Below are 15,846 nucleotides of genomic sequence, written 5' to 3' on the forward strand. Positions count from 1 at the left end.
GCGGCGTCCTCGCCCGCCGGACGGGCTTGATCTTCCTTATACCCGACATACCTACTTCTGCCGGGCTTCTCAGCACACACTCAGACTGTTCTCATCCGGCCGGAGCACAGTCGTAGCCATGACCGACAACCACCGCCGCGACGGCGCCCAGGACCCCCAGCAGCACCCGCAGCAGCCCTACGCCTACCCGGCACCGCCGGCGTACGCGCCGCAGCGGCCGGTGACCACGGCGAGCGGTGTCACCGTCTGGCCGGGCGACGGCAGTGGCGGCCACGGCGGTGGCGGCGGCACCCCGACCGGCTACGCGGACTTCGCCGCTCCCGGGCCCGGCTCGGACGGCGCCCCGCCGCGCACGCCGCGCCCCGCGCACGCCGCCCCGTCGCCCTGCTCGCGGCCTGCGCGATCCTCGCGGCCGTGGTCGGCGGCGGCTCGGCCGCGCTCGTCGGACAGCTGACCGACGGCTCCGGCGGCAGCAGCCACTCCACCCCCGTGCAGAACGCCTCCTCCAAGAGCAGCGGCGTCTCCGCCGTCGCCAAGGCCGTCATGCCCAGCATCGTGGAGATCAAGGCCGCCACCGCCTCCGGCCAGTCCACCGGCTCCGGCGTGGTGATCACCGCCGACGGCGAGATCGTCACCAACAACCACGTGGTGGCCGGCGCCGACACCGTGAAGGTCTCCTTCAGCGACGGCAGCACCAAGGACGCGAAGGTCGTCGGCACCGACCCCGACAAGGACCTCGCCCTGATCAAGGTCCAGGGCGCGAGCGGCCTCACGCCCGCGGCGCTCGGCGACTCCGGCAAGGTCCAGGTCGGCGACCAGGTCGTCGCCATCGGCTCCCCCGAGGGCCTCACCGGCACCGTGACCAGCGGCATCGTCTCCGCCCTCAACCGCGATGTCACCGTTTCCAAGGAACAGGGCCAGGACGGCCGCCAGCGGCAGCGGCAGGGCGGCGGGCTCCCCCAGTGGCCGTTCGAGTTCGGCGGCAACCAGTACAACGGCGACACGGGCTCGTCCAAGACCACCTACAAGGCGATCCAGACCGACGCCTCCCTCAACCCCGGCAACTCCGGCGGCGCGCTGATCAACATGAACGGCGAGATCATCGGCATCAACTCCGCCATGTACGCGAGCGCCGGATCCGGGGACTCCGCGGGCAGCGTCGGCCTCGGCTTCTCCATCCCGATCAACACGGTCAAGGCCGACCTGGCCAAGCTGCGCGCGGGCGGCACCGGCGGCTGACCGCCCGTCGGCCCCGGCGGCGTGCGAGGCTGATCCAGGCCCCTGACACCCGAACCGCGAGGTAAAGCCGATGAGCCCCGCCGACCACGGCGACCAGCCCGCCCGCATCCTGATCGTGGACGACGAACCCGCCGTCCGTGAGGCACTGCGCCGCAGCCTCGCCTTCGAGGGATACGGCACCGAACTGGCCGTCGACGGGCTCGACGCACTCGGCAAGGTCGACGCCTACGCCCCCGAACTGATCGTGCTCGACGTGCTCATGCCACGCATGGACGGCCTCACCGCCGCCCGCAGGCTGCGCGCCTCCGGCGTCACCGTGCCCATCCTGATGCTGACCGCCCGCGACACCGTGGGCGACCGCGTCACCGGGCTCGACGCGGGCGCCGACGACTACCTGGTCAAGCCGTTCGAGCTGGACGAGCTGCTGGCCCGGATCCGCGCCCTGCTGCGCCGCAGCTCCTACGCGGTGGCGGCGCCCGCCGAGGACCGGGCGCTGACCTTCGCGGACCTGCGGATGGACCCCGACACCCGCGAGGTCACCCGCGGCGGCCGCGCCGTGGAGCTCACCCGCACGGAGTTCACCCTCCTGGAGCTCTTCCTCGCCCACCCCCGGCAGGTCCTCACCCGGGAACAGATCCTCAAGTCCGTGTGGGGCTTCGAGTTCGAACCCTCCTCCAACTCCCTGGACGTCTACGTGATGTACCTGCGCCGCAAGACCGAGGCGGGCGGCGAGCCGCGCCTCGTCCACACCGTGCGCGGCGTCGGCTACGTGCTGCGCGCGGAAGGCGGCGGCGCCGAGTGATCGGACGGTTCCGCCGGCTGCCGCTGCGGTCGCGGCTGGCCCTGCTGACGGCCGGGGCCGTGGCCGTCGCGGTCGCGGTCGTCGCGGCCGTGTCCTGGGTCGTCCTCAAGCAGCAGCTCGAACAGCAGCGGGACACCACCCTCACCAATGTGCGCCCGGCGGACGAGACCGTCGTCGACCTGCTCAACACCTGCGGCAACGGCGCGCGCCCGTACCCCAGCCCGTACACCGTGCAGATCATCACGGCGACGGGCGCGGTCTGCACCACCCCCGGGAAGTCGCCGGTCACGGTGGACTCCCGGGACCTGGCCGTGCAGCGGGGCCAGGACCCGGTGCTGCACGACGCACGGGCGAAGGACGGCCAGGAGATGCGGGTCGCGACCTCGCGCAGCGACGTCCGGGGCGTCTACGCGGTCTCCATCGCCCAGCCCGCGAGCGACATCGACAAACCGCTCAACAAACTCGCCCTCGTGCTCATCCTCACGGCCGGTTTCGGCGTGCTCGGCGCCGCCACGGCGGGCCTCGGCATCGCCCGCGCGGGCCTGAGACCCGTGGACCGGCTCACGGAGGCGGCCGAGCACATCGCCCGGACCGAGGACCTGGCCGTCCGCATCCCCGTCGAGGGCGAGGACGAGATCGCGCGGCTGTCCCGCTCGTTCAACTCGATGACGGCGGCCCTCGCCTCCTCCCGCGACCGCCAGCAGCAGCTGATCGCGGACGCCGGCCATGAGCTGCGCACCCCGCTCACCTCGCTGCGCACCAACATCGACCTGCTCGTCCGCAGCGAGGAGACCGGCCGCGCGATCCCTCCCGACGACCGCCGCGAGCTCCTGACCAGCGTCAAGGCCCAGATGACGGAGCTGGCCGCGCTCATCGGCGACCTCCAGGAACTCTCCCGCCCGGAGGCCGCGCCCGGCACCGGCCCGGTCCAGGTCATCGCCCTCCACGAGGCCGCCGCCCGCGCGGTCGAACGGGCCCGGCTGCGCGGCTCGGGCCTGACCTTCGAGGTGGACCTGGAGGACTGGTACGTCCGCGCCGAACCGGCGGCGCTGGAGCGCGCCCTGGTCAACCTGCTGGACAACGCGGTGAAGTTCAGCCCGGCGGGGGGCACGGTGTCGGTGGCCCTGTCGGCGGGCGAACTGACCGTGCGGGACCACGGCCCGGGCATCCCGGAGTCGGAACTCCCGCACGTCTTCGACCGCTTCTGGCGCTCCCCGTCGGCCCGGAGCCTGCCGGGGAGCGGGCTGGGCCTGTCGATCGTGGCGAGGACGGTGGAGCGGGCGGGCGGGGTCGTACGACTCTCCGGCGCGGAGGGCGGGGGGACGGTGGCGACGGTCCGGATCCCGGGTGCGGGGACGGCGCCGCCGCCGTTGTGAGGGTTTTCCCCTACCCGCCCCTTCCCGAATGGCCTCAAGCGCCGGCCGGGCTGAAAATCAGCCCGGTCCGGGCGGAATCAGCGATACGTCAGCACACACCCGCGCATCGGTGGGCTCGCCCTGTCACACCCGGGCGGGGGATCTGCCCCGGCGTGCGCCTCTGCGCCCTTTCGCCCCCGTGGTCGACAGGGGATGGTCAAGAGAAGTATTCGCCGGAGCTGAGCGAGGATGCCTCTGTGATCTCATTCCCCGTCCTGGCGCGCCTGTTGTCGGAACACTTCGGTATCGAGGAGTCGGAGCTGCGCCCGGAGGCCACATTCGAGGAACTGGAGATGGATTCCCTCGCTCTGGTGGAGATCGCGGTGATCGTCGAGGACAGGTTCGGTGTGCGGCTGCCCGGCGATGCCGACGGGCTGGGGCTGTCGACCACACTGGCCGGGGCCGTGGAGTTCCTGGAGCGGGCCGGGCGTCCCGTCGCCCCGTCGCCGTCCGCACCGGCCGTCGGTGAGCGCGAGCGGATGGATGACGCCGTCTCGCGGAGCGGGAGTTGAGCCGGACGCAGGTGGCCGTCACCGGGCTCGGGCTGACGACCCCGGCCGGGCTGGGCGTGGAGACGGGATGGCGGGCCCTCTGCGCGGGCGGGTCGACGGCGACCGCCGACCCGCGCCTCGCCGGGATGCCCGTGACGTTCTCCTGCCGGGTCCCGGACGGCGCCCTGGAGGCCGCGGTGGGGCGCCGGCTGGGCTGGCGCCTCGACCGGTTCGTCCAGCTGGCGCTGGTGACCTCGCGGGAAGCCGTGCGGGACGCGGGGCTCGATCCCCTCGCGTGGGAGGGAAGCAGGGTCGGAGTCGTCATCGGCGTCGGCACCGGCAGCCACGACACCTGCGCACAGTCCTACGCGCACCTCGCGCAGCGCCGCTACCAGGCGATCTCCCCCACCACTGTCCCGCGGTCGGCGCCGAACATGGCGGCGGGCGAAGTCGGCATCGACTTGAAGGCGCTGGGGCCGAACTTCTGCGTGAGCACCGCCTGCGCGTCCGGTGCGACAGCGATCGGGGTGGCCAAGTCGCTTCTTCAGTCGGGGCAATGCGACATCGTGGTCGCCGGAGGCAGCGAATCGGCACCGGCCTCGCCACTGGCCGTGGCGGCGTTCTGGCGCATGGGCGCCCTGTCCGTCCGCAACGACGATCCCGCGACGGCGTCGCGCCCCTTCGACGCCGGGCGTGACGGGTTCGTCCTGGGTGAAGGCGCGGGGATACTGGTCCTGGAACGGCTGGAGCACGCGCGGGCCCGCGGCGCGCGCGTCCACGCCCTGCTCTCCGGTTACGGCGCCTCGGCCGATGCCTACCACCCGACGCAGCCGCACCCGGACGGCGAAGGTGCCGCGCGGGCGGTGCGCGCCGCCCTGGCGGACGCGGACCTGGCGCCCCGGGACATCGGGCACGTCAACGCGCATGCGACGGCCACCCGGCTCAACGACCTGGCCGAGGCCCGTATGCTGCGCCGGGTGTTCGGCACTCCGCCCGCGGTGACCGCGACCAAGAGCGTGCTGGGGCACGCCATCGGCGGGGCGGGCGCCATCGAGGCCGTGTGCTGCGTCCTCTCGGTACAGCGGCAGTTGATCCACCCCACCGCCAATCTGGACCGGCTGGATCCGGAGATCGATCTGGATGTGGTCCACGGGGGACCGCGGCCGTGCCGCCTGGAGGCCGTCGCCGACTTCTCCTACGGGTTCGGCGGCCAGAACGCCTGCCTGGTGTTCACCCGGCCGTGACGGCGCGCCGGTTCACCGGGGCGCCGCCTCCCAGGCGAAGGGCCGGACGAGGGTGCGGGGCAGGTGGCGCAGCCCCCAGGCGGCGGCCTTGTACCGGAGGCTCGGGACACTGATGACGGAACCGCGCCGGAGGTTCCGCAGGGCCGTACGGGCCACGTAGTCGGCGTCCAGCCACAGCCACGCCGGGGGCCAGGCCGTGCCGATACCGGCGCGCTGGTGGAACTCGGTGCGGGTGTACCCGGGGAGCAGCGCCATCAGCCGTACCCCCGATTCCCGGACCTGGCACGAACGGGCCAGCGATTCGGTGAAGTTCACCGTCCACGCCTTGCTGGCCGGGTAGGTGGAGGCGAGCCAGGCGGGCCCCAGTCCGGCCACGCTCGCCACGTTGACGACGGCTCCGGAGCGGCGCGGGATCATCGCGCCGAGGGCGGCGTGGGTCAGCCGCAGTGTCGCGCGCACATTGACGTCGAGGAGGTACTCCTCATCCGCGACGGCGTTCGCGAGGAAGGACGAGGCATAGCCCATACCGGCGTTGTTGACGAGCAGATCGACCGGTGTTCCCTGGTCGGCGAGCCGTGCCGCGACCGCGGCGCAGCCCGTGGCCGAGGCCAGGTCGGCGGGGAGGATGTCCACGTGCGCGGCGCCCGCGGCGCACAGCTGCCGGGCGGTCTCCTCCAGGTTCGTCCGGGTCCGGGCGACGAGGACGAGGGCGGCTCCTTCCCGTGCCAGGGCCCGGGCGAGCGCCTTGCCGAGTCCTGCGGTCGCGCCGGTGACGAGGGCGGTGGCCACGGTTCCTCCAGGGCGGTACGGCGCGGGCGGCTCAGGGCAGCAGGTGGCGGATCCCCGCGAGCCAGGTCTCGGCGGGCTCCCCGGCGCCGGGGAGCCGGAGGTGGCTGGTGTGCGAGGCGGCGAGACCGGTTTCCGGCAGGGCGAGCGCGGCCAGCGGTTCACGGATGTCCGCGAACGCCGTTGTGACTGCGTCGAGTTGTTCCCGGGTGTGCGAGGCGCAGAAGCTCGCGCGCAGACAGGCGGGCGCGGCCGGGGGCATGACCGCGTTGACGTGCACGCCGCGGTCCAGCAGCAGCTTCCAGGCGATGGCCGTGCGCAGTTCGTCACCGATGTCGACGGGAACGAGGGGGGTGTCGCCGTGCGGCACCCGGTATCCGAGTGCGGAGAGCGCGTGCCGCATGTGACGGGCGTTGTCGAGGGCGGCCCGGCCGCGCCAGGGTTCGTCGCGCACGATGCGCAGGGCCTGCAGGGCTGCCGCGGTGTTGGCCGGGCTGGCCCCGGCCGAGAAGACCAGCGGACGGGCGTAGTGGCGCAGGTACTCGATGACGGTCCGGTCGCCGAGGACGGCACCGCCGACGGAGGCGAACGCCTTGGAGAAGGCCAGGGAGATGACCGGTACGTCGTCGGTGAGGCCGTACCGCGCGCAGGTGCCGTGCCCTCCGGCGAGCACTCCGGCACCGTGGGCATCGTCGACGACCAGGGTGGCGCGGTGCTCGTGGCAGACGCGGACCAGGTCGGGCAGGGGGCACAGATCACCGCGCATGCTGTAGACGCCGTCGACGACCACCATGCGGCCGCCGTTGCCCGGCAGGGCCTTCAGCTCGGCGGCGAGCCGGTCCGTGTCGTTGTGGGGGAACCAGTGGACCTTGGCGCGGCTGAGCCGTGCGGCGTCGACGAGGGAGGCATGGGCCTCCTGATCGACGAGCACGTGGTCACCGGTCCGGCACAGTCCGGCGACGGCACCGAGACCCGCCTGATAGCCGGTGGCGAAGACCAGGGCGGCGGGCTTGCCGAAGAACTGCGCGAGCTCGTCCTCCAGTCTCTCGTGCAGATCGAGGTTGCCGTTGAGCAGCCGGGAGCCCGAGGGACCCGTCCCGTAACGGCGGGCCGCCTCGGCGGCGGCCTCGGTCACGCGCGGGTCGGTGGCGAGCCCGAGGTAGTCCCCGGACCCGCAGACGATGACGTCCTGGCCGCCCACCGTGCAGGCGGCGCCCGGGCCCCGGCCGGAGAACGCGGCGTAGAACGGGTACAGACCGAGGCTCTTCGCCTGGTGGGAGCGGGTGAAGGACGCACACCTGCCGACGATGTCCATGACTCGCCTCTCCAGCCTTCTCGAAGGTCTTCGACGGACTCGGAGCGGGTTCAGCGAGGCTCGCGGGAACGGCGCTCGGCCTGCCAGGCCCGGACCTGGGCGGCGTGCATGCCCTTGCCCAAAGGCCCCTTGGGAACGGGCCCGCCCCGGAGGGCCAGGTACCAGATGTACGGGTTCAACCAGTGGATCCACTTGTTGGGGTTGATGGCGAAGGCGACGACGGACGCCAGCCGGTCGGCAAGGGATTCGCGGGTCGGTGCCAACGTGCGTCCTCGCTTCCGGGCCCGGGTGCGCACACGGAGGGCGCTGCTCCGGCACCTCCCTCACGGTCCCATCCCGGGACCGGGCGTACCAGGGCGCTCGGGGGCGGGCGACGGGGGCGGTGTCCGGGGGACGGACGCCCCCCTGAGGACACGGGCGACGCGCCGGCTCCCCCTCCACGCGGTTTCCGGCAGGGAAGCCGGGGAAACACGGCCGTACAGGCACGTTCTCATGGGCGTTCAGGAGGACAGGGCTATCAGGGCTACGAAGAGCGCGCGCTGTCGCCTGCCTCCGGGCCCTGCGGCACCGTCCCTCGTCCAGTCGGTGCGCTTCCTGCGCGACCCCTACGCGATGCTGGCCGGACAACACGCCCGCTTCGGCGACACCTTCACCCTGCGTGTCGTCGGCGTGGGCACCCTCGTCATGGTGAGCGACCCCGAAGGGATCCGGGACATCGTCACCGCTCCCCCGGACGTGCTGGCCGCGGGCCGGGCCCGGGGGATACTCGACGTGATCTACGGGACCCGCTCACTGCTGACCCTGGACGGTGGCGGACAGGCATGGCAACGACGCTTCCTCATGCCACTGTTCCACCGTTCCCACATCGCCCACGGGCAACAACTGGCGCTGGAGGCCACGCGTGAGGCCATGGCGACCTGGCCGGCCGACCGCCCCTTCCCCCTCGTACCCCGCCTGATGTCGATCACTACCGACATCCTCGTGCAGAAGTTCCTCAAGGCCGACCGGCATACCTCTCTGCGCGTCAAAGAACTCCTGCTCGCGTTCATCGAAGCCGCTCACCAGCCGCTGGTGTTCCACCTGCCACAGTTCCCGCCCGCGCTGGCCGTGGGGCCCTGGCGGCGGTACGGCCGCACCCGCGACCGGCTGGACACCTGCCTGCGAGAGCTCTGCGCCACGCGTCGTACGTCCCCCCGCACGACGGACGACGACCTCGTGACCGCGCTGCTCCGGGCGGACGGCCCCAACGGCGCGCCACTGGACGACGAGACCCTTCGCGACATCCTCGTGGTGGTGCTCGGCAGCGGTGCGGAGACCGTGACCTACAGCCTGGCGTGGGCCATGGAAGCCGTCCTGGCCCACCAGGAGGCGGCCGATCGCGCCCGGGCCGAGCTGCGCCACGTGACCGAGGGTTCCCCTCTCACCGTGGACCATCTGCCCCGGCTCCCCTACCTCATGGCGGCCGTCACCGAAGCGCTGCGCCTCTACCCGATCAACCCGATCGTGCTCCGCCGCGTGCTCGGGCCCGGATTCACCGTCGCGGGCTTTCCCCTGCCCGCCGGTGTGCACGTCGCCGTCAACGGCTGTGGCGCCCACCGCCGGGCGGTGACATATCCCGACCCCTGCCGCTTCCGTCCCGAACGGTGGCTGGGCAAAGGACCGGCCCCTTACACCTGGGTCCCCTTCGGCGGCGGCGCACGCAAGTGCATCGCCGCTCACTTCGCCGTGCACGAACTCCAGGCCATGGCCGCGAGCCTCCTGCTGGAGGAAAACCTGCGCCTGGTCTCTCCCGCGGTCAGCCCCGGCCGGCTCGTCGGCGACATGATCGTCCCCTCGGAGGGGACGATCGTGACCTGCACGCCCCGCACACCCTGAAGCCGGCTCTTGTCCATGCGCCCGGGGTCACGCGGCGGTGCCGCCGGAGCCCGGCTCCGGGCCCGGCTCCGATTCAGGCCCCGGCCCCGGCTCCGGCTTCGTGTAGAGGATCTCGCGAGCCTGATTCGCCGCACGGGTGATGCTCTCGGAGACGAAGTCGACGAAGCGGGCGATGTTCTCCAGGCGGACACCGGCCGGCGTGCCGGACCCGAGGACGCCGACACCCTGCCGCGCGGTCTCGGCGAGCTGCGCGGTGCCACGGGCGCTGGCGATCATCGACTGATACCAGACGTCGTCGTCGACGAGATAGCGCTCGCGGCGGCCTTCGGCGCGCTCGCGGCGGACGAGGCCCTGGCTCTCCAGGAACGCGACGGCCTTGGAGACGGTCGCCGGGCTGACCTGAAGCCGCTGGGCGAGCTCGGCCGCGGTGAGGCTGCCCGCGTCACTGGTGCAGAGGCTGGCCAGCACCCGGGCCGTCATCTTGGGCATGCCCGACTGCATGAGGACGGTGGTGAACGTCTCCCCGTACTCGCGCACGGCCTCGGGGTCGCGGCCATGGGCCTGCGGGGCCGTCCGCGGCCCCCGGGGCGCGGGCTGCCTGCGCCGGGTGGCGCGGTGCTCGGTGGCGCGGTGGGCCAGGTCGGCGCGGTAGGCGGTGGGGCCGCCGTTGCGCATCACCTCACGCGTGACCGTCGAGGTGGGGCGGTCGAGGCGCCTGCCGATCTCCGCGTAAGCGAGGCCGTCGGCCAGACCCAGGGCGATCTGCTGGCGTTCCTGCTGGGTGAGCCTGCCTCCCGGCATCGTGCGTCTCCTTCATGGTCCCCGGTGTGCCGCCTGCAAAGAATGCGTTTCTGCTTGCCGAAACGCAACGTAGCTTTCCCTTGCCGGAAACGGCGATTTCAAGGAGTCCTCATGCTGGAGTTCGCGCGCGCCCTCTGGTGCGACCACAGGTCGAGGAGCCCCCAGCGGTACCGGTCCGTCTCCTCGACCTCGTCCAGGCCGGCGACGACCTCGTCACCGCGCGGGTCGTCGAGCAGCCCCAGCCGGACCGCGGCCATGACCCGTACGTCCAGGTCCTCGTCCGTAAGGCGCTCGGCGAGCGCGTCCTTGACGGCCGGGGACGCGGCGCGGGTCCACACGAAGGCCGCGCAGGCGGCCTGCCGAACAGTGGGGTCCTCGTCCCGGAGGCACTCCACTACGGCGGCCACCGCCTCGGGCCGGCCCCCCGTGACGAGATAGCTCAGCCCGGACAGCGCCCACCTCCGGGTGCCCGCGTCGGGATGGCGGGCGAGCGCGGGCAGCGGCTCCTCGGCGCGGGGGTCCCGCGCGTTGGCCAGGCCCGCCGTGAGCGACCGTACGACGCGCGGATCCGTCTCCTCCGCCAGCCAGGGCAGGAAGAGGTCGACGAGCAGGCCGTCGTACGGGTCCTCGTCGTCCTCGCTCACCTCGTTGAGGCGCTCGCCGATGACGACGGAACGGAGTATCTCGGCGCCGAAGTACCGCTCCCGGGGGTCCGGCCGGTCCCGCAGGGCCGCGGCCGTGTCCCAGACGGCGGGGCCGGGTGAGGCGGCCTCGAACGTCGCCGCCCACCACACCGAATGGTCCACGTCCGGCTCGGCCAAGGCGCGGGCCAGCAGCTCGCCGAAGGTCCGCGTGATCCCGTACACGGGCTCCAGGAGCGTCACGATCGCGGAGTGCCCGTCGCGGACCGTGCGACCGCCGAGCGTGAACTCCGTGGTCGACCCCATGGAGTCCTCCTCGGTCTTCACGCGCTCCACGGGCCCGGTCGCCCCGGTCCTGCGGCGCAGCTCCGCCTCGACGCCGGTCCCGTGCCAGTACGTGGCCAGGGCCAGGGCGTCCCGCCCGTCGGCGTCCGTGAGCCGGACGTCCCCGCCACGGTCGAGGATCCGCTCCACGAGCGAGTACGCGCCCCGGTCGACCGCCCGCAGCAGCAGACTGCGGCCGTCCTCCGCCACGACGCCGTTGACCTCGTCCGGCGACATCCCCGACATCAGGCCGTCGGCGAACTTGGAGTCGTACGCGTCCACCGCCGCGAGGAGCAGCCGTACTCCGTCCGTCTGCTCCGTCTGCTCCGTCTGCTCCTTCTGCTCCTTCTGCTCAGTCACGGCGGGCCGCCAGCAGGCCGTGGACCGACGCCGCCATGTTCGCGGCGAAGGCTTCGCGCGTGTCCGGGTCCAGCAGCTCCAGCGACAGGTACGGGTTGAGGTCCTCCAGCTCGACGAGCAGCAGCTCGCCACCGGGCGCGCGGCACGCGTCGACCCGGCTGATGCCGTGCTCGATGTCGTTCCAGTCGACGAACCGCCGCGCGAACGCGATGTCGGCGTCCGTCGCCTCGTACCGCTCCAGCTTCCAGCGCTCCTCCGGGCGCGGGGCGTACAGCGCGTACTGGAAGTCCCGGTCGATGAAGTAGAACGACACCTCGTAGGCGAAGTCGATACGCGGCTGTACGAGCACGTCCCCGTACGCGAGCCCCGGCAGCGCGCTCCCCGGCACGAATTCCAGACCTATGGAGTCCGCGCCCGCCTTCGGCTTCACGACGTATTCGGCGGCGTCCGGGAGCCGGGACACGTCCTCGGCCCGGTCGATCGTCGGGATCACGGGGTATCCGGCGGCGGTCAGGTCGAGCAGGTATTGCTTGCCGATCATGTCGGCCTTGCCGCGGAGTTCGTTGTATACGAGTACCCCGCGTGCCTCCGCCTCCTGGCGGAAGCGGTCGTATTCCGCCTGGTAGTGCAGGACGGGCCCGCTGTTACGGACCACGACCGCGTCGAAGCCGTCCATGATCGCCGTCGCGTCGAGCGGGTGGCACAGCGCGATGTCGAATTCCTGCCGCAGGCGGGAGGTCAGGAAAATGTCCTCGTCGCAGTAGCGGCGCCCCTTCGCCGGGTATGCGAGATCTGTGACGAAGAGGACGCGGGGGCGCTTGTGCGCGGGCCTGCGGGTGGGACTGGGCATGGCTCTCCTGCCGAGGGTAGGTCGACTGAGGGTAAACCTACCTATCGGCCCAGGTCAGCCAGTTTTTAGGGTACGTATTAGGGCGCGGAGCGCCTGGGGGGCGACGGCGAGGATGACGTCGGGGGCGTCGCTCTCCCGGAGGAAGATCCGGCCGGGGGCAGTGGCCAGGCCGAGGCAGTTAGCCCCTTCGTAGCTGTACGACGATTTCTGCCACTCGGCAGCAACGTCGAGGCAGTTCGAAGCGTCGCCGCTGTAGGAAGACTTTTGCCAATCGGCGGATATGTTCAGGCAGGCGTTGCCCTCACTGCTGAATGAGGACTTCTGCCAGATCCATGTGGGCAACTCAGGCTCCTCTCAAGGTCGGGATAATGCTGAGGATGATGTCGCGAGACGCGTCATCATCCAGCGCGACGGACTCCATCCGATCAAGTACCGTTCGATATCTCTCTAGCTGAGCCTCAGCGTCCAGCAGTTCCGATCCGTGCTCCGTGTCGAGTTGCACGGTGTCCAACTGCGGTACCGGGCCCACGGCGTAGGAGATCGACTGCCCGGAGCCTGGAAACGATCCGGCTTCGAAGGGGATTACCAGCACCCTGATGTGTTTGTGCCGGCTCATGTCGACGATGTGCTCCAGCTGCCGGCAGGCGGTGGCCGGACCACCGAACCGCATGCGCAGGGCAGCTTCGTGGACGATGGCCGTATAGGGCGTAGGGGTGTCGCGGTAGAGCACTGCTTGCCGCTTGACCCGGTGCGATACGCGATGCTCGACCTCAGGCGGCGCCAGCGGGGGTACTCCCTGACGGAAGATCTCTCGGGCGTGCTCCGGTGTCTGGAGGAGGCCGGGCAAGTGCGAGATGAAAGCCGTTCGCAGCGCCACGGCGTGGTGCTCCATCTCGGCCAGGTCGAGCAGGCCCGCTGGCAGGATCTCCCGGTACTCCTCCCACCAGCCCCGTTTTCGTTCCCCTGCCATCGCAATGAGCGCATCGATCAGGGCTTGGTCTGCACACGAGTAGTTGCGGGCCAGCGCCTGGAGGCGCTCGGCGCTCACACCGAACCGGCTCGCTTCGATGTTGCTGATCTGCGCCTGGTTGGTGCCGAGAAGGCGTCCGGCCTCGGTGGAGGACAGCCCTGCCCGTTCCCTCAGCTTTCGCAGCTCTGCTCCTAAGCGGAGTTGACGTGCCGTCGGGCTGCTTCTCACGGGCATCGTGCGGTCTCTCCTCTGCGCATGTACGGACGTGCGTCACCCACACGGGTGCAACTCAAGCCATTCTGCCGATTGCGCTAAATACCTTTAGCGCGAAGGTCTACGGTGTGAGCCAAGCCACTCACCGGCCCACCGCGAAGCGGAAGCGCACCGCCGATGCGTCGGCGACAGGACACCGCAAGTGCGGCAAGTCAGCCAATCACCTCCTGATAAGGAGCCCCGCATGGCAACCGTATCCCCGGAGAACCCCTGGTCGTACACGCTCAACCTGCCGCACGACCCGCACTCCGCGCGAATCGCCCGCACCACCTTGCGCAGCGTGCTCGCGTGCCACGACAGAGAGGAACTGGTGGACGACGCGGTCCTGTTGACCAGTGAGCTGGTCACCAACGCCTACCGCTACTCCGACGGCCCCGTAGAACTCCGCGTGCGGCACGCGTGGGAGGCGGGGGTGCGGATCACCGTGTGGGACTCGAACCCCGTCGTGCCTGCGGCCTTCGCGACGCCGCCGGGTGCGGGCAAGGGCGTCCCGGACGCCGGCGACACCTATGGGCGCGGACTCGTCATCGTGCGGCTGTGCGCGGACAACTGGGGCGCGCAGACGTTCGGCGGACCCGCGTCCGGGGCGGGGTTCAGGGGGAAGCTGCTGTGGTGCGAGATCGGCGCGAAATCGCCCGTGGCACGGCTCGCCGCGTAGGGAGTGCGGCAAGGGCTGGGAGGCCCGTACCCCCTTGGGGCGGTCAGCGATCCGTGGGGAAGGAGGGAGCGGAGGGGTGGCGGAAGGGTGATGCGCCCTGGTGCTTTACGGCACCGCCGTCACCCGTTCGGCTTGGCGTCGTTGTCAGCCGAAGAGCCGTTTTTCCTCCATCGCGGGAGAGAGTCAGCATGCGTCAGTTCCCCTTGGAATTCCTGGAGATCGCTCCCGGGCGTGTGGTGGAGTGGCGCCTGCGCTCGACGAGGCCGAGCGAAGGGGGAGGTCCGGAGGGGGTCCGTAAGAGCGCCTCGTTCAACCAGGACAAGCACTTCTCGGTGGTCGAGGAGGCCCGTAAGGCCAACGACTCGCTCGCGTCGTGGCTGGCGGTCACGTTCGAGGTGGAGGGGTCGCTGGACAAGGACGCGCTGGAGTCGGCGCTGCTGTTCCTCGCGCGCAGGCACGAGGTGCTGAGGTGCGAGTTCCAGCGGCTGGCCGGGGACCTGTCGTGCGGGGCGATCGACGCGGACGAGATCGCTCTCGACGTCGTGGAGATGGGCCACTTCGACACGTCGGCCGAGCTGCGGGCGTTTATGTCGGACAGCTTCCAGAAGCAGATCGACACCCTGGCCTGGCCGCTGTTCATGATGGGGGCCGTGGCCAGGGAAACCGGTTCTTCGACGGTGTACATGGCCTTCGACCACATCGTGTCGGACGGGGTGTCGATGCCGAACGTCGTCAACGACATCCAGACGGCGTACGCGGCCTATACGCAGGGCCGGGAGCCGGTGCTTCCGGTCGCGGGCAGCTATCTGGACTTCGCGCACGAGCAGCGGAGCCGCTATCTGTCGCTGGGGGCGGACGACGAGCGCCTCGATTACTGGAAGTCCTTCATGCGGGCGGGTGCGGGGGAGTTCTTCCCGCGCTTCCCGCTGGAACTGGGCATCGAGCCGGGGCTGATGTACCCGACGGTCAACGAGGCGGACCGGCTGCTGGACGCCCGGGAGACGGAGGCGCTGGAGACCCGGTGCAGGGAGGCGGGCGGGAAGTTCTTCATGGGCCTGCTCGCGAGTGTCGGGACCGCGCTCCACACCTTGGGCGGCCCGGACTCGTACAGGGGGTTCATGCCCGTGAGCGAGCGGGGGCGGGGGCCGTGGACGCATTCGGTGGGGTGGTTCGTGAATACGCTGCCGATCGAGTTCTCCGTGGCGGAGGGGCGGGAATTCGACGAGCTCATCGCGGGGGTGAAGGCCGGGTTCGGCGCGATGATGGGGAGCCTGGAGGTGCCGTTCATCCGGGCGTGGGAACTGCTCGCGCCGGAGCACTTCGCGCTGCGGACGTGGCCGTACCCGGTGAACTTCTTCTCGTACATGGACATGCGGAAGACGCCGGGGGCCGAGCACCACCCGCAGTGGCAGCCGACGGCGCATGTGTGGGCCTCTGCGGCGAATGGGACGTGCTCGTGGTTCCAGCGTGACGTGTCGGGGCTGCACATGAACTCGATTTACGTCGATACGGCGGAGGCGCGGCGGACGATGGGGTCTGTGCGGGAGATTCTGACGGAGACGCTGCGGGGGGCTTCGCGGGGGTCTTCGCGGGGGAGGGTGCCGGCGGTGGTGAGCTGAGGGCGCGCCGCTGCGCGGGGCGTTTCCCCAGCCCCGCCCCTTCCCGCAGTATCCGATGTGCGGCTCCGCCGCGCGGGGGGCTCCGCCCCGGACCCCGGTCCTCAAGCGCCGGACGGGCTGAATTTCAGCCCGTCCGGCGCTTGAGGACACCGCGCGTCAGCGCGGAAGGGGGTCTGGGGGCGA

15 protein-coding genes and 1 pseudogene are annotated in these 15,846 nt (G+C 71.3%); 8 read left to right on the forward strand and 8 right to left on the reverse strand.

Translation table 11 applies throughout. The features are described from left to right. The first annotated feature begins 118 nt into the window (after positions 1–118). The 5 genes and pseudogenes from AF335_RS36170 to AF335_RS10280 all read left to right on the forward strand — a co-directional run bounded on the left by AF335_RS36170 (position 119) and on the right by AF335_RS10280 (position 5,191). Positions 119–1,239 (forward strand): annotated as a pseudogene (locus tag AF335_RS36170) (S1C family serine protease). A 70-nt stretch (positions 1,240–1,309) separates the two neighbouring features. After that, positions 1,310–2,041 carry a response regulator transcription factor gene (locus AF335_RS10265; RefSeq protein ID WP_102918047.1) on the forward strand — a complete coding sequence of 244 codons (732 nt, stop codon included), beginning with the start codon at positions 1,310–1,312 and terminating at the stop codon, positions 2,039–2,041. After that, positions 2,038–3,417: a sensor histidine kinase gene (locus AF335_RS10270; protein ID WP_102918048.1), complete on the forward strand. Its 1,380-nt coding sequence runs from the start codon at positions 2,038–2,040 to the stop codon at positions 3,415–3,417. The genes AF335_RS10265 and AF335_RS10270 overlap by 4 nt, the downstream gene beginning before the upstream one ends. Before the next feature lie 236 nt (positions 3,418–3,653). After that, on the forward strand, positions 3,654–3,968 hold the full coding sequence (locus AF335_RS34550; RefSeq protein WP_170127656.1) for an acyl carrier protein: 315 nt from the start codon (positions 3,654–3,656) through the stop codon (positions 3,966–3,968). Then, complete coding sequence (locus tag AF335_RS10280; RefSeq protein ID WP_102918050.1) at positions 3,965–5,191, forward strand: beta-ketoacyl-[acyl-carrier-protein] synthase family protein; 1,227 nt, start codon at positions 3,965–3,967, stop codon at positions 5,189–5,191. Before AF335_RS34550 ends, AF335_RS10280 begins: the two co-directional genes overlap by 4 nt. 12 nt (positions 5,192–5,203) lie before the next feature. Here the strand turns inward: AF335_RS10280 and AF335_RS10285 are convergent, their stop codons facing one another. Genes AF335_RS10285 through AF335_RS34555 form a run of 3 tightly spaced genes read right to left on the reverse strand, consistent with a single transcriptional unit; the run spans position 5,204 to position 7,555 of the window. After that, positions 5,204–5,980 (reverse strand): SDR family NAD(P)-dependent oxidoreductase, encoded by a 777-nt coding sequence (locus tag AF335_RS10285; RefSeq protein ID WP_102918051.1) that lies wholly within the window; start codon positions 5,978–5,980, stop codon positions 5,204–5,206. A gap of 31 nt (positions 5,981–6,011) precedes the next feature. Then, positions 6,012–7,292, reverse strand: coding sequence for an aminotransferase class I/II-fold pyridoxal phosphate-dependent enzyme (locus AF335_RS10290; protein ID WP_102918052.1), 1,281 nt, complete (start codon positions 7,290–7,292; stop codon positions 6,012–6,014). Between the two features lie 50 nt (positions 7,293–7,342). Beyond that, entirely contained in the window at positions 7,343–7,555 is a 213-nt protein-coding gene (locus AF335_RS34555) for a hypothetical protein (RefSeq protein ID WP_170127657.1), read from the reverse strand. A gap of 229 nt (positions 7,556–7,784) precedes the next feature. On the opposite strand from AF335_RS34555, the gene AF335_RS10295 reads away from it, so the two are divergent. After that, positions 7,785–9,167: a cytochrome P450 gene (locus AF335_RS10295; RefSeq protein WP_260421943.1), complete on the forward strand. Its 1,383-nt coding sequence runs from the start codon at positions 7,785–7,787 to the stop codon at positions 9,165–9,167. A 27-nt stretch (positions 9,168–9,194) separates the two neighbouring features. Here the strand turns inward: AF335_RS10295 and AF335_RS10300 are convergent, their stop codons facing one another. From AF335_RS10300 to AF335_RS10320, 5 genes are all read right to left on the reverse strand, one after another. Continuing rightward, positions 9,195–9,968 (reverse strand): GbsR/MarR family transcriptional regulator, encoded by a 774-nt coding sequence (locus AF335_RS10300; RefSeq protein ID WP_102918054.1) that lies wholly within the window; start codon positions 9,966–9,968, stop codon positions 9,195–9,197. A gap of 98 nt (positions 9,969–10,066) precedes the next feature. Further along, the gene (locus tag AF335_RS10305) at positions 10,067–11,293 is read right to left on the reverse strand and encodes a HEAT repeat domain-containing protein (protein ID WP_102918055.1); all 1,227 of its coding nucleotides are present in this window, start codon (positions 11,291–11,293) and stop codon (positions 10,067–10,069) included. Then, positions 11,286–12,143, reverse strand: coding sequence for an ATP-grasp domain-containing protein (locus AF335_RS10310; RefSeq protein ID WP_102918056.1), 858 nt, complete (start codon positions 12,141–12,143; stop codon positions 11,286–11,288). The genes AF335_RS10305 and AF335_RS10310 overlap by 8 nt, the downstream gene beginning before the upstream one ends. Before the next feature lie 54 nt (positions 12,144–12,197). After that, entirely contained in the window at positions 12,198–12,485 is a 288-nt protein-coding gene (locus AF335_RS10315; RefSeq protein ID WP_102918057.1) for a DUF397 domain-containing protein, read from the reverse strand. A gap of 1 nt (position 12,486) precedes the next feature. Then, complete coding sequence (locus AF335_RS10320; RefSeq protein ID WP_102918058.1) at positions 12,487–13,347, reverse strand: helix-turn-helix domain-containing protein; 861 nt, start codon at positions 13,345–13,347, stop codon at positions 12,487–12,489. A 223-nt stretch (positions 13,348–13,570) separates the two neighbouring features. Between AF335_RS10320 and AF335_RS10325 the strand changes: the two genes are divergently transcribed. Together AF335_RS10325 and AF335_RS10330 are read left to right on the forward strand one after the other, a co-directional pair. Further along, a complete protein-coding gene (locus tag AF335_RS10325) occupies positions 13,571–14,044 on the forward strand; it encodes an ATP-binding protein (RefSeq protein ID WP_102918059.1) in 474 nt (157 codons plus the stop codon). Positions 14,045–14,232: 188 nt separating this feature from the next. Continuing rightward, positions 14,233–15,663, forward strand: coding sequence for a condensation domain-containing protein (locus AF335_RS10330; RefSeq protein ID WP_102918060.1), 1,431 nt, complete (start codon positions 14,233–14,235; stop codon positions 15,661–15,663). Positions 15,664–15,846: the final 183 nt, after the last annotated feature.

It is taken from the genome of Streptomyces eurocidicus (assembly GCF_002891295.1).
In the GTDB taxonomy this organism is placed as follows: domain Bacteria; phylum Actinomycetota; class Actinomycetes; order Streptomycetales; family Streptomycetaceae; genus Streptomyces; species Streptomyces eurocidicus.